10 protein-coding genes and 1 CRISPR repeat array are annotated in these 13,490 nt (G+C 68.9%); of the genes, 9 read left to right on the plus strand and 1 reads right to left on the minus strand.

The window, feature by feature from the left end; genetic code table 11:
* The first annotated feature begins 1,031 nt into the window (after window positions 1–1,031).
* From cas3 to G339_RS0116730, 8 genes are all read left to right on the plus strand, one after another.
* The gene (gene cas3, locus G339_RS0116695) at window positions 1,032–3,227 is read left to right on the plus strand and encodes a CRISPR-associated helicase Cas3' (protein WP_157407761.1); all 2,196 of its coding nucleotides are present in this window, start codon (window positions 1,032–1,034) and stop codon (window positions 3,225–3,227) included.
* Window positions 3,228–3,474: 247 nt separating this feature from the next.
* On the plus strand, window positions 3,475–4,110 hold the full coding sequence (gene cas5c, locus G339_RS34015; protein ID WP_240489841.1) for a type I-C CRISPR-associated protein Cas5c: 636 nt from the start codon (window positions 3,475–3,477) through the stop codon (window positions 4,108–4,110).
* Window positions 4,111–4,112: 2 nt separating this feature from the next.
* Window positions 4,113–5,852 (plus strand): type I-C CRISPR-associated protein Cas8c/Csd1, encoded by a 1,740-nt coding sequence (gene cas8c, locus G339_RS0116705; RefSeq protein ID WP_026341520.1) that lies wholly within the window; start codon window positions 4,113–4,115, stop codon window positions 5,850–5,852.
* A 19-nt stretch (window positions 5,853–5,871) separates the two neighbouring features.
* Window positions 5,872–6,741 (plus strand): type I-C CRISPR-associated protein Cas7/Csd2, encoded by an 870-nt coding sequence (gene cas7c / locus G339_RS0116710; protein ID WP_019632228.1) that lies wholly within the window; start codon window positions 5,872–5,874, stop codon window positions 6,739–6,741.
* 5 nt (window positions 6,742–6,746) lie between these two features.
* Window positions 6,747–7,385, plus strand: a complete 639-nt coding sequence (gene cas4, locus G339_RS0116715) for a CRISPR-associated protein Cas4 (RefSeq protein ID WP_019632229.1) — start codon at window positions 6,747–6,749, stop codon at window positions 7,383–7,385.
* On the plus strand, window positions 7,378–8,403 hold the full coding sequence (gene cas1c / locus G339_RS0116720; protein WP_019632230.1) for a type I-C CRISPR-associated endonuclease Cas1c: 1,026 nt from the start codon (window positions 7,378–7,380) through the stop codon (window positions 8,401–8,403). Before cas4 ends, cas1c begins: the two co-directional genes overlap by 8 nt.
* On the plus strand, window positions 8,403–8,693 hold the full coding sequence (cas2, locus tag G339_RS0116725) for a CRISPR-associated endonuclease Cas2 (RefSeq protein WP_019632231.1): 291 nt from the start codon (window positions 8,403–8,405) through the stop codon (window positions 8,691–8,693). Before cas1c ends, cas2 begins: the two co-directional genes overlap by 1 nt.
* Window positions 8,694–8,823: 130 nt before the next feature.
* A CRISPR array of direct repeats spans window positions 8,824–10,027; the repeat unit is 37 nt; unit sequence GTGGCGCTCGCCCTCGTCGGCGGGCGAGGATCGCAAC.
* 280 nt (window positions 10,028–10,307) lie between these two features.
* Window positions 10,308–10,853, plus strand: coding sequence for a hypothetical protein (locus tag G339_RS0116730; protein WP_157407763.1), 546 nt, complete (start codon window positions 10,308–10,310; stop codon window positions 10,851–10,853).
* Between the two features lie 76 nt (window positions 10,854–10,929).
* Here the strand turns inward: G339_RS0116730 and G339_RS0116735 are convergent, their stop codons facing one another.
* Window positions 10,930–11,475: a hypothetical protein gene (locus G339_RS0116735; RefSeq protein WP_169514748.1), complete on the minus strand. Its 546-nt coding sequence runs from the start codon at window positions 11,473–11,475 to the stop codon at window positions 10,930–10,932.
* A 373-nt stretch (window positions 11,476–11,848) separates the two neighbouring features.
* Between G339_RS0116735 and G339_RS40455 the strand changes: the two genes are divergently transcribed.
* Window positions 11,849–13,150, plus strand: coding sequence for a hypothetical protein (locus G339_RS40455; RefSeq protein WP_033323298.1), 1,302 nt, complete (start codon window positions 11,849–11,851; stop codon window positions 13,148–13,150).
* Window positions 13,151–13,490: the final 340 nt, after the last annotated feature.

The following is a 13,490-nucleotide window of genomic DNA, read 5'->3' on the forward strand; positions in this document are numbered from 1 at the left end:
GGCATTGATCGTGAGTCGGTGCGCACGAGCCGTTGCGCACCGAGTGTTGACGTCTCCGCACGATGAAGCGTCCTGACCGGCATTTTCGCGCTGATCGACGCCGATCCGGGAATGCCCGCCTGCGACAACGAGGACTTTGAGGCGATCCCATCCGGCGCAATGGTCGTCGCGGGCGAGGCGGCTGCTCCGCGCGGACGGGATCGAGATGTCGGCATTCGGTCGCCTGGTATGCGCGTAATGTCGTCAGGCAGCTTCTGGCCTCCGCAATTGATTCCAGTCCGGCCTGACCGAATTGCTCGCGGTGGCGATCGGCCGCGTCAACGCGCTCCACGCCGACACCCGCGACTTAACGCGCTCTTGGTTCCATCGATGACCGTAGCAATAGCGTGCATTGGGGGTTGGTGCTCGTTCTGATTGTACTGCGAGGGGCGGTTTGTATGGGCTTCTGCTCAGGGGCTCGAGTTCGCCAGGCGGGAGTGATGTGGAGGTTCTGGTGCGCGTCTCCGCCGAGAGGTGAAAATGATCCCCGATTGCAAAATCGCAGTTCAGAGGCCATTCTTGATATCTAGAATTGTGGGCAGGGGCGGGGTCGAACCGCCGACCTTTCGCTTTTCAGGTCACTCAGCGTGACCGCTGTACTGACCTGCGTTACCCCAGCTCACCGCTGAGCGAGAAGCCCATAAGCGGATGGCGTTCGCCCCAGGGTAGTTGCAGGCCGCCTCGTGGTACTACCCACCGTAAGGGATCTGTCACCCTATCGTGAGGATGGTGGTGTCGACATTTCTCAGGCGGTGGGTCGGCAACGCAAGCGTTGAAGTTCGCGAAGGGATCGTCCGCAACCACCTTTGGCGTTGCGCAACCGCTGCTGGGCGTGCTGTGGGGCGCCGTCAAGTCGTTCACTGGGGTGGGCCGACTCCGGCCTGATGGTGTGAACGGGTGCTCGGTGACGAATGGTCGCGGTAGAGCTACTGGCCGAGGTTGTCGGCTGCTCGCCGTGAGCGGGTGAGCGTTTCCGCGGTGGAGGTCACGGGGTGGGTTCGGAAGAGATTCACGCGCACAGTGCGAACGGGCTGGGGCATTGCCACGACCTGGCGGACCATCTGCGGGGGACGGCGGCTCGGGCGGGGTGTTTCGCGGAGTTGTTCGGTGCGCGCGAGGTCGCCGAGTTTCTCGGGCTCGTCCATGACGTGGGGAAGGCGTCGTGCGCGTGGCAGGACGGGTTGCGTCTTGCTGGCGCCAGTGGTGGCCGGGTCGGTATCGATCACAAGCACGCTGGCACGTGGCTGGCCTCGAAGCGGGGGCTCGACGTGTTGGCCGCCGTCGTGTTCGGGCATCATGGCGGGCTGCCATCGTTGCCCGATCTCAAGACCGCGGTGCGCCGGGCGGGTGGGCGCGAGCGTGCGGTGGTGGAGGAGGCCGTCGCGCGCGCCGTCGCGCTGGTTCCCGAGATCGCGTCGTCCTCGCCGTCGCTGCCGGCTTGGTTCGCGGAAGCGCCGGCGGTGGAACGGGAACTTCTCATCCGGATGGTCTTCAGCGCGGTCGTGGACGGCGACTTCCTCGACACCGAGGAGCATTTCAACGACGGCAAGGCGCGGGCTGAGCATCCCGTCCTCGCCGCCGACCTCGCGCAGCGCTTCGAGGAGGGGCGGTCGCGGCTGCTCGCGGGCAACGCGCCGTCGCCCGTCGACGCGATCCGCCGGGACGTCTACGAACAGGCGCTCGCCGCCGCATCGGGGGACCGGGGCATCTACCGGTTCCCCGCGCCGACGGGAGCAGGCAAGACGCTGGCGGCGGGTGGTTTCGCGTTGCGGCACGCCCGTGTCCACGGGCTGCGCCGGGTGATCGTCGCGGTCCCGTTCCTGTCGATCACCGACCAGAACGCGGACGTGTACCGCCGCGTCCTCGAACGCAAGGGCGAGGACCCGGTCGTCCTGGAGCACCACAGCGGCGTGGACCTCGACGAGGGGGAGCGCAGCCCGGTCGGGCCCTGGCGCAAACTCGCCGCCGAGAACTGGGACGCGCCGTTCGTGGTCACCACGACCGTCCGGCTGTTCGAGTCGTTGTTCGACCGCCGTCCGTCGGCGATGCGGCGCCTGCACCGGCTCGCCGGGTCGGTGATCGTCCTGGACGAGGTGCAGGCGCTGCCGGACCCGATGCTCATCCCCATCCTGTCGGCGCTGCGCACCCTGACCGAGCGGTTCGGCGCGTCCGTGCTGCTCGCCTCGGCGACGCAGCCCTCCTTCTGGCGGCTCAGCGCGTTCAAGGGCCTGCCCGCGCGCGACGTGATCGCCAAACCGGAGCGGCTCTACACCTCGCTGCGGCGGGTCACCTACGAGTGGCGGGTCGACCCGGCGCCGACCATCGAGGAGATCGCCGCCGACGTCGCGGACGAGCGGCAGGTGCTCTGCGTCGTCAACACCACGCGCGTCGCGCAGGACCTCCACAAACTCGTCGCGGCCGAGCGCCCCGAAGAGCTTGGCCCGGTCTTCCACCTCTCGACGCGGATGGTCGCCGCGCACCGCCGCGCGGTCCTGGCGGACATCCGCCGACGGCTCGCGGACGGCGAGCCGATCGCGGTGATCTCAACGCAGCTCGTCGAAGCCGGGGTCGACCTGGACTTCCCCGTCGTCTACCGCGCGAAGGCCCCGGCCGACTCGCTCCAACAGGCAGCCGGACGCTCGAACCGCAGCGGCCGCCTGGCCCTCGGGCGGGTGGTCGTCTTCCAGATCGACGGCGACGAGAGCGAGGCCACCGTCTACGGCGGAGCCGCGTTCGCCAGCGCGTCCCACATCGGCGAGAACCGCGCCGACCCCGACGACCTGGACGCGCTCGACCGCTACTACGCCGACCGCTACAACCTGAAGGACGTCGAGGCGGCCGGCGCGGAGATCCAGAAGTACCGGGAGAAGTTCGACTTCCCGGAGGTCGCGGCCAAATTCCGCATGATCGACGAGTACACGGTCCCGGTCGTCGTGCCGTGGGGCGACGAGGCCGAGGCGGCCCGCTGCCGGGACGCCGTGTACGACATCCGCCGAGGCGTCCCGTACGCGGGCGCGCTGCTGCGCGAACTGCGGCCGTACATGGCGGCGATCCCGCGCCACCTCGCCCGCGAGGCCCTGAAAGAAGGACTCGCAGAACCGGTCATCGGCGACATGGTCCACTGGATCGGCGACTACCACCACGAACGCGGCATCGAGTTCGCCGACACGCAGAACTACATTTTTTGATTCCCGCGCGCAGGCCGGTGGGGCAAATGGATGCTATTTACTATTTGTCCAGTTGTGCTGCGCGAAATATGCCCCAGGTGAGTGGTCCGCTGCAACCGAAAGTCCCGATCTGGCCACCACCGATTTCGGGGCGTCGAAATGTCGGGGGGCCTGAGTAGCGTCCGTCGCGTCCGCTGTGGACGGGAGGGAAGTGATCGTGAGATCTCATGCGGGCGGCCGTCATCCGCTGCCGCCGCTGGTCGTGGAGGTGGGCGGGCCGCTGGCCTGTTTTACGCGGCCCGAATATAAGACGGAACGTCTGAGTTATTCCGTTATGACGCCTTCGGTGGCGCGGGGAATCCTGGAATCGATCTTCTGGAAGCCGGAGTTCTCCTACCGGGTCGAGCGGATCGACGTGCTGTCGGAGATCCGGTGGGCGTCGATCCGGCGCAACGAGGTCGAGTCGATGCTGACGGTCGACTGGGTGCGTAAGGCGATGGTGGACCGCACCGTCCGCTACGACGTCGAGGACGACCGGGACCAGCGGAACATGGTGTGCCTGCGGGACGTCCACTACCGCGTCCACGCGCAGGTCGAGTTGCGTCCGCACGCCGACGAGCCGGTCGACAAGTACCGCGCGATGTTCCGGCGGCGGGTCGACCGCGGGGCCTCGTACACGCATCCGTTCCTCGGCACGCGCGAGTTCTCGGTGTCCTTCTTCGGGAAGGCGACCGACCGCCCGCCGATCCAGCGCTCGGAGGATCTGGGCGTGATGCTGCACGGCATCGAGTACGGCGAGCGCGGCGAGACCTACACCTGGTTCGAGGCCAAGTTGGAGAACGGCGTGCTGGAGGTCCCCAAGGAGGGGTGCCGGCTGACGTCCGAGGCCGGGACGCGGAGGTAGCCGTGCTGCTGAAGCACCTCGCGGACCATGCCGCGCAGCGCCCGGACCTTCCGCCGCCCTACTACCGGATGCGCCCTGTTCCGTGGGCTCTGCAACTCGACCGTTCGGGGAACCCCACGGCCGACGGGTTGGCGTCGCTCAAGGACTCCGCGCATCACCCGTCGGGCCGCCCGATGCCGGCTCCATACGTGTACCGGTCAGGGAGGAAGCCGCCGCCGACGCTCCTGGTGGACACGCTCCAGTTCGTGTTCGCGATGCCGAAGGATGAGTCGGACAAGGAGCTGGAGGAGGCGAACCGCCGCAACGACGCCTACATCGAGCTTCTCCAGCGGTGGCGTGACAGCGCGGACGGCGACTGGCGCGCCGACGCGGTGCTGTCGTTCTTCCTCAACGAGAAGCACCTGAACGTCAAGCTGCCCGAGGACGCGAAGCCGTCGGACACGGTGGCCATCCGCATCTCGGGCGAGGACGGCTACGTCCACATGCTCGGAAGCGCCAAGGAGTGCTGGGCCGACGTCGTCCGGGAGCGCAAGAGCGCGGGCGGCACCAGGGGCGTCTGCCTGTCCTGCGGGAAGGACGGCGACCTGCTCGACACGATCCCCGAGCCGATCAAGGGCGGGGCGATCCCGTCGTCGAGCGGACGCACCCGGGACGCGCAGCTCGTCTCGATCAACAAGCCCGCGCAGGGGCGCGGCGGCGTCATCCAGCTCGGCAACACCCCGATCTGCGGCCGGTGCGGCGGCCAGGCGATGTCCGTCCTCAACGTCCTGCTCGCGGACCCCGACCACCGGTTCCGGGGCAGCGACGCCGTGACCGTCTGGTGGCTGCGTGAGGAGCAGGAACTGCCGCTCGTCCCGGCGCTCGACAGCGTCGACGCCGCCGACGTGAAGGCCATCTACGACGCCGCGGACAAGGCGAACGAAGATGCGGACCCCGACGGCCCGAACACCTTCTACGCCGTGACGCTCGCGGCCAACCAGAGCCGCGCCGTGCTGAAGGACTGGGTCGACGTCCCGCTGCCCGAGGCGCTGACGGCGGTGACGGCGTGGTTCGACCAGCACCGCCTGCTCGACGGTTGGAAGGGCGAGAAGCGCGTCCTTCCGCTGTGGCAGCTCGCCCGCGCGTGCGGCCGGTGGCACAAGGAGAAGAAGCAGTACATCGACGGATCGGCGCCCAAGGCCGCCCAGTCGGCGCTGCTCCGCTCGGCGCTCACCCGCGTGCCCGTTCCGGTCTGGGTCCTCCCGCACCTGCTGCAGCGCATCCGGGCCGACGCCCGCGTCGATTTGCCGAGAGCGGCGCTGCTGCAGCTCATTCTGTTCCGTCCTCCGTTCGAGGAGACCGACATGACTATCGAAGACGACGCCGCCGTGGTCTGGGGCCGCGCCTTCGCCGTCCTGGAGTCGATCCAGCGCAAGGCGATCCCCGACGTCAACACCACGATCGGCGACCGCTACCTCAACAACGCCATGACGCGCCCGCAGGCGACGCTCTCCCGCCTCTTCCCTCTGGCCAAGAGCCATCTCGGGAAGCTGAAGCGGAGCGCGAAGCCGTCGGACAAGACCGCGGGCTACGCCCTGGAATCCAAGCTCAAGGGCCTCCTCGCGCGGTTCCCGGACGGCGGCCCGCCCGAACGCTTCGACCTTCGCGACCAGGCCGCCTTCGTCGTCGGCTACAGCCGCCAGGGCAACGAGGACACCGCCGAAGCCCGCGCCCGCGCCGCCGCCCGGCAGACCAACGACTGACGTGGAAGGACCCCGCACCATGACGACCGCTCCGCACCTCGACCCCACCCGCAAGCAGGACTTCGTGCTGGTCTTCGACGTCCGCGACGGCAACCCCAACGGCGACCCCGACGCGGGCGGCCTGCCCAGGACCGACCCGGAGACGGGCGAGGGCCTGGTCTCCGACGTCGCCGTCAAGCGCAAGATCCGCAACATGATCGCGCTCCTGAAGGAGGGCGAGCCCGGCTACGACATCTACGTCGAGGCCGGCGTCTCCCTCAACTCCCAGCACGAGCGCGCCTACACCGCCCTGGGGCTCGACGCCAAGAAGAAGGACTCCGTCGAGGCGGCCCAGCGGTGGATGTGCGAGACGTTCTTCGACGTCCGGATGTTCGGCGCCGTCATGTCCACCGGCACGCAGCGCGCCGGCCGGGTGCAGGGGCCGCTCCAGCTCACCTTCGCCCGCACCGTCGACCCGGTCTTCCCCGTCGAGCACGGCATCACCCGCGTCACCCAGACCAAGACCGAGCACATCGACAAGGGCGAGACCACCGAGATGGGCAACAAGCGCATGATCCCGTACGGCCTGTACGTCGGGTACGGGCACTTCAGCGCGCCGCTCGCCAGGAAGACCGGCGTCACCTCCGGCGACCTCGCCGCGCTGTGGCGCGCGATGGAGCTGATGTTCGAGCACGACCGCGCGTCCAGCCGCGGCGAGATGGCGCTGCGGGGGCTGCACGTCTTCACGCACGGCGACGCGTTCGGGAACGCGCCCGCGCACCGCCTGTTCGACCTGCTGTCGATCACGTCGCAGGTCGGGGGACCGGCGCGCGACTTCACCGACTACACCGTCAAGCTCGACGACTCGGGACTCCCCGACGGCGTCACCTACACCCCGGTCGTCGGCTGACGGACATGTCCGAACCGATCCAGGTCTCACTGTCCGCGCTGGAGCACTACGACTACTGCCCGCGCCAGGCGGGGCTCATCCTGCTGGAGGAGAGCTACGCCGACGACGCCAGTACCGTCCGCGGGAACCTCCTGCACCAGCGCGTCCACGAGCCCGGGGACGAGTCCAGGCCGGGGGTGCGCACGCTGCGCGCGCTCCCGGTCTGGCACGACCGTCTCGGCCTGACGGGGGTCTGCGACGTCGTCGAACTCCGCGACGACGGAGCGGTCGTCCCCGTGGAGCACAAGGCCGGGCCGTACGTCAGCGGCGGGCCCGCCGACGTCCAGGTCGCCGCGCAGGCGATCTGCCTGGAAGAACGCTTCAAGACGCCCGTCCCCCTCGGCTACATCTACTCCGGCGCGGACCGCAAACGGCACCCCGTGGCCGTCGACGAGGCGCTGCGGCGACGGGTCGTCGACCTCAGCCGCGCGGTCCGCGCCGTACTCGCCGACACGGTGCTTCCCGCGCCGGTCGCCGACAAGAGATGCCGCCGCTGCTCGATGAACGAACTCTGCATGCCGAAGCTGCTCGCGAACCAGAAGCGCTACCGAGATGAACTCGATCGTCTATTCCAACCAGCAGATGAAAGTCCCGGGGATGACTGAACTCCTCAACACCCTCTATGTCCAGACCCAGGGGGCGTCTCTTTTCCTTGACGGGGACAGCGTCCGGATCGTCATCCCCGAACACGACGGCCGCAACATCGTGCCGCTGCGGCGGCTCCAGGAAATCGTCGTGTTCGGCGGCGTCCAGGTCAGCAACCCGCTGGTGACCCGGTGCGCCGCCGACGGACGCCCGGTCACCTGGATGAGCGGCGGCGGACGGTTCCTCAACCGGCTCGAAGGGCCGACGCGCGGAAACGTCCTGCTCCGGCACGCCCAGCACCTCCGGTACGCCGACCCGGACGCCACCCTGAAAACGGCCCGCTCGTTCGTCGCGGGCAAACTCCAGAACAGCCGGCAACTGCTCCTCAAGGGAGCGCGGGACGCGCAACGCGGCCGGGACGAGCTTCGCGAAGAGGCCGCGACGCTCGAAAAGATGCTCGGCAAGATCCCGGCGGCCCCCGACCTCGACGCGCTGCGCGGCATCGAGGGAGACGCGGCCCGCCACTACTTCGAGGGATTCCGGCATCTGCTGCGCCGCGACCTGGACATCGGCACTTTCCCCGCCCGGATCAAACGCCCCCCGACCGACCCGGTCAACGCGCTGCTCTCCTTCTACTACGGGATGACCAGGTCGATGGTGCAAGGAGCCGCCGAGCAGGTCGGCCTGGACCCGTACGTGGGATTCCTCCACGGCCTGCGCCCCGGGAAACCCGCACTCGCGCTCGACCTGATGGAAGAGTTCCGGGCACCGGTCGCCGACCGCCTCGCCCTCACGATGTTCAACCGCCGGCAGTTGTGCGCCGAACACTTCGAAACACTGCCCGGCGGCGCCGTCCAACTCACCGAGGACGGCCGGACGATCGCGCTCACCGCCTGGCGGGAAGCGATGAAACGCGACCGCCCGCACCGCCTCAACGGCCGACGCGTCCCCACCGCGATCCTCCCCTCCGTGCAGGCCCGCATCCTCGCCCGGCACATCCGTGGAGAACTCGACGGCTACGTCCCGTGGATCGCGTGATGGAACTGCTGCTCACCTACGACGTCAGCACCGTCACGCCCGAAGGCAAGAACCGACTGCGCCGGGTCGCGAAACTCTGCGAGGGCTACGGCCTGCGCGTCCAGAAATCGGTCTTCGAGATCGTCTGCACGGACGCGGACCTGCTGACCCTGCTCGACAAGATCCAGCGCATCATCGACGGAGCCGAGGACAGCATCCGCGTCTACCGAGTCCCCAAAGGCTCTTTCCGCACCGTCAAAACCCTCGGCATCGCCGAGCCGCTACCCCACGACGACGCACTCATCCTCTAGCTCGGAACCCCCAGTGCCCACCGAATCGCCGGGGGGTTCCGAAGAACGTATCGACATCTTCATGGCAATTGTCCGCTTCACCCGCGAACCCCTTTGGGCACCGAGGGTAATCGTCGCAGGTCAACTGCGGGTGGCGCTCGCCCTCGTCGGCGGGCGAGGATCGCAACGCCTTGCGGCCCGCGTCGTGCCGGGCATTCAGGTCGTGGCGCTCGCCCTCGTCGGCGGGCGAGGATCGCAACTTCATGACCGGCGCGTCCGCCGGAATCAGCGTCCACGTGGCGCTCGCCCTCGTCGGCGGGCGAGGATCGCAACCGCCGAAGGGCACGCCGAAGTCGTCGCGACCTGGGACGTGGCGCTCGCCCTCGTCGGCGGGCGAGGATCGCAACCGACCGCGCGCGTCCATTCGGGAACCATGACGGCCGTGGCGCTCGCCCTCGTCGGCGGGCGAGGATCGCAACGGCACGTCCGCGGCCGACCTGGGCCACATGTACGGGTGGCGCTCGCCCTCGTCGGCGGGCGAGGATCGCAACAAGGCCCCCCGCCATCTGGGTGGCCATACCGCATCGTGGCGCTCGCCCTCGTCGGCGGGCGAGGATCGCAACGGGGTGATGCGGACCTGGCAGGTCAGGACGGGCTCGCGTGGCGCTCGCCCTCGTCGGCGGGCGAGGATCGCAACCGCTCCCCCGGGCTGCCGACTAGACGGCCGCCCGCCGGTGGCGCTCGCCCTCGTCGGCGGGCGAGGATCGCAACATCGGCGTCGGCGCGTCGGGCATGACGCCGATGAACGGTGGCGCTCGCCCTCGTCGGCGGGCGAGGATCGCAACACGAACGCCGTCGAGTTGACGACGTAGTCGATCTGGTGGCGCTCGCCCTCGTCGGCGGGCGAGGATCGCAACGGTGGGGTCGGGTTGGGTGGTGTGCGCTGACGTGTCCGTGGCGCTCGCCCTCGTCGGCGGGCGAGGATCGCAACATCGGTCGTCCGCCGTTGGCGCGCAGGAACTCCCCGTGGCGCTCGCCCTCGTCGGCGGGCGAGGATCGCAACACGGCGATGCGCGCGTTCGCGGACCGCTGTTCGGGAGTGGCGCTCGCCCTCGTCGGCAGGCGAGGATCGCAACCACGTCCGGCGGCGCGTCCGGTGGTCGAGCCGCCGGTGGCGCTCGCCCTCGTCGGCGGGCGAGGATCGCAACCTCGACGACCCCCCGGCCACGACGCCCGGCGACCACGAGTGGCGCCCGCCTTCGCCGACGGGCGAGGAGCGCAACGTGTCGTCATCGATGTCACGGGGGCGGACGGGGAGGTGGCGCTCGCCTTCGCTGGCGGGTGAGGATCGCAACCCGGCGCGGCCGTGGGCTGCGCGCTGGTGACGATGATGCGGTGCCCGCCTTCGCAGCAGACCAAAAGAGGATGGTCGTGCTAATGGCTGGGTCGGTGAGTTCTGGATGAAGTGTGGGCGGACACGCCGATGGGCGGTGGTGATCGGCGGGTGCTCGGTGGGAAGTTTATGATCAGCTTTAGTCGTAGTTCCAGGCTTCTTGGTGCGTGGGACTCATCGCTTCGATTTGAGAGGAGGTCCTTCAATGTCCATCCTTCGTTGCAACATGTGGAGCGATGCGCATGAGCGTCGAGCAGGGGCCGACTCAGGGCGGCGATACCGAGCAGATCATCCGTGAGGTGCGGGAGCGTGCCGCCGCGCTGGCCGTGAAGATGGCCGGGTCGGTCGGCGGGTCTGATTACGGGACCGCGGAAAAGGTCGTCGGCGGGCTTGCCGACATCGTCAACGAACTGCACGAGACCATCAAGCAGACGGGAACGTTCATCCTCGCGGAGCTGGGGAACGAGCGGCATGCTCATCGCCGGAATCACCCCGAGGTGACGGCGGCGGTGCTGAAGGGGCAGTCGGCTCTGGCCAGCGCGTCGCTTCAGTTGGATATGGCCGGCGCGTCCCTTACACGGGTGCGCCGGGAGGTCGGGGTTCTTCGCGCGGCCGACAGCCGGGCCGAAGGGAAGGGCAAGGGCGACGACGTCGCTCAGCGCGATGCGGTGAGTCGGGAGTTTCCCGGCTCCGTCAGCGACGTCATCGATCGGGCGCCGGCGGACCCGGGCCCGTCGCGTTCGCCGGTGACGCCGCCGACCGCTCCGTCGCCGCGCCGGTCGGTCTGACCACTGCCGCCCCGCGTCGGCGACGCGCTGTTCCGGCGCGGGGCGGCACTCGACGGTTCCTCGGCGACCTCACGGATCAGCCAGTGGCCAGGGCGGTGAGAGCCTGTTCCTTCGTCAATATCGGCGGATCGACGCGGTCGCCGGAGAACGGGTCGTCCTGGTCGATCACGTAGGTCGGTCCGTGCGGCCAAAGACCCGCGCACAGGGCGATCAAGCCGTGGCGGGGGCGGTCGAGCAGTGTCTGGTAGACCACGTCTGTATCGGCGTCCGGCGTAGTGACCCAGAGAATGGCGCTCGGGCCGTAACTGGGCATGGCGGCCGGGCTTTCCAAGTATTCGACGGTGTCTTCTAGAAGATCGAGAACCGTCAGTTCTCGTGCATTACCGGGTTTTCCGCCGAGCAGGCGCGTGACGGTCGAGTGGGTGGTGACCACGTGCGTCCGCGCCGAGGACATCAGGGCATCGACGAGGATCGCCCGCAGCAATCCATCGGCATCGGGACCGATGAAACCGGTGCCGTTCGGATGCGCGAAGACATGCGCCAAGCGCAGTCCAGCGCGCGGGGGACCAACCGGCGGACGCGGACGTCGTCCAGCGGAACGGGCGGCCACGGCGAGCAACATGCGCGTCCACGTTCGTCCGCCTTTCGCTCGATCCCACGAAGCGGCCGAGCGACCGCCTCCCACGAAAGCGCCGTGCAGCGGAGCCGTCACCTTGTTCCTCATCCATCCTCCGGTCTGCGGTGAACGCTCGACATGGTGGTCGGGCGCGGCGTCGGCGGACGTGGATGAAACGCTCCCTGGCGAGAAGTGAGCAGTCCGGCGCGGCGAACCGGGTCGTCGTCGCCGACGGGATCGTCGAGTCCGTCGGGTCGCACGGGAGCGGGCGGCCCGATACGGCGGCGGTGAGCACTTCCACTCAGTGAGCAGAAGTGCGCACCCCTGAAGCCCCGTCACGGTGGGGCATCGGCTCGCTACGCTCTGAACCGAGGAGGTGGTGGAACTGACTTCGGAGCTCGGAAACGTCGCCCATCGGTTGCTTTCGGGCATTCTCTCGGACGAGCTGCTCACCTTCTATCTGCGCGTCCTGCAGCGTGCCGGGGACTGTTCACCGGAAGAGGCTTCGGAGCTGCTCGGCGGCCAGGACGGCGTCGAAGCGCTCAAGGCGGCCGGCCTGGCGCACGTCCGATCAGACGGGCCGTCGCTGCCGCGCCGCCTGGTGCCGGTCGCTCCCGAACTGGCGCTGCAGGGAGCGCTGGCCGACATCACCCGCAGGCTCGCCGCCGACCAGGAGCGCCTGCTGAGCGGCCACCGCCGGATGGCCGAGGCGCGGTTCCCCGGAACCGGCGCGTCGGACGCGCGCATCGATCGCCTCGTCCAGATCATCACCGACCGCGAAGAGATCGAGAGCCTGTCGCGCGGCCTGATCAGCGCTGCCCACCGCGACTGGCTGACGCTCGACAACCAGTTCGTGGAACGGCCGATCGACGAGCTGACGGTCGTCGCACCGCTCCCGTCCTTCAACGGGCAGGTCCGGTGCCGGAGCATCTACGAGACGCGCTGCGCCGAAGACCCGGTCGGCCTGCGCACGATCGAGCTGGCCGTCAAGGAGGGCGAGCAGGCCCGGCTGCTGCCTCGCGTCGTGATGAAGATGAAGCTGGCGGACGAGTCGATCGCGCTGCTGCCGCTGACGATGACGGGCCTGACGGGCGCGCTTCTCGTCCGGTCGCCGGTGGTCGTCGGCGCGCTCCGCGAATACTTCGAGATGCTGTGGGAGCGGGCCGTCCCCTTCGGCGCCTCTCAGCCGGACGACCCGCTGAACTCGACGCAGCGGAAGATCCTCAATCTTCGCCCAAGGACTCGGCGACGAGTCGATCGCCCGGCACACCTCTCTCGCCGTCAGCACGGTACGACGGCACATCAACACGATCCGCGAGGAACTCGGCGTCGAGACGCGCTTCGCGGCCGGCGCCGCCGCGGTACGCCGCGGCTGGATCGACTGACCTCGACGATCGGAGCACCTTCATGTCCCACGACTACGCCGACTTCGTTCCTCGGCAGAGCTTCCAGCCGACATTGGCCCTTTCGCCAGACGGAAGAACCGTCGCCTACTCGGGGAACGCTGGCGGAAGCTTCGAGTTGTGGACGGTCCCGGTATCCGGGGGAGCGGCGCGTCGAGTGGCCGGATTCGCGGAACAGACGGTGCGCCAAGTCGCGTGGGCACCGAACGGGAAAAGCCTCGTCTTCACCGCGGACTACCAGGGCGACGAGCAGTACCGGATCTACCGGACCGGCCTGAACGGTGACGACATCGTCGAACTCGTGCCCGGCCCCGACTGCCAGCGGGTCATTCCCGCCGCGCCTTTCGACGCCACCGGTCGCTACCTCATCTACTCGGCGAACGACCGCGACATCGCGGTGCAGGACCTGCTCGTCCGGGATCTGACCGACGGAAGCGAACGCAGAGTCGTCCCCGCTCGGGGGGTCGCCTTCGAGCCCGTGGGCATTTCACCGGACGGGCGTTGGCTGCTCGCCGCCGGATTCCGCTCGAACACCGACATCGCCGCGTACCTCGTCGACCTCGCCGACCCGTCCTCGGAACCCGTCTGCGTGACCGCCGCGTACGGCAGGGGACTTTT

The sequence above is a fragment of the Actinomadura atramentaria DSM 43919 genome (assembly GCF_000381885.1).
Taxonomy (GTDB): Bacteria; Actinomycetota; Actinomycetes; order Streptosporangiales; family Streptosporangiaceae; genus Spirillospora; species Spirillospora atramentaria.

Coding starts and splice junctions, on each gene's coding strand:
- cas7c (WP_019632228.1), top strand. CDS start 5,872: ATGACGACCGCTCCGCACCTCGACCCCACCCGCAAGCAGGACTTCGTG.
- cas1c (WP_019632230.1), top strand. CDS start 7,378: ATGACTGAACTCCTCAACACCCTCTATGTCCAGACCCAGGGGGCGTCT.
- G339_RS0116730 (WP_157407763.1), top strand. CDS start 10,308: ATGAGCGTCGAGCAGGGGCCGACTCAGGGCGGCGATACCGAGCAGATC.
- cas4 (WP_019632229.1), top strand. CDS start 6,747: ATGTCCGAACCGATCCAGGTCTCACTGTCCGCGCTGGAGCACTACGAC.
- G339_RS0116735 (WP_169514748.1), bottom strand. CDS start 11,475: ATGTTGCTCGCCGTGGCCGCCCGTTCCGCTGGACGACGTCCGCGTCCG.
- cas2 (WP_019632231.1), top strand. CDS start 8,403: ATGGAACTGCTGCTCACCTACGACGTCAGCACCGTCACGCCCGAAGGC.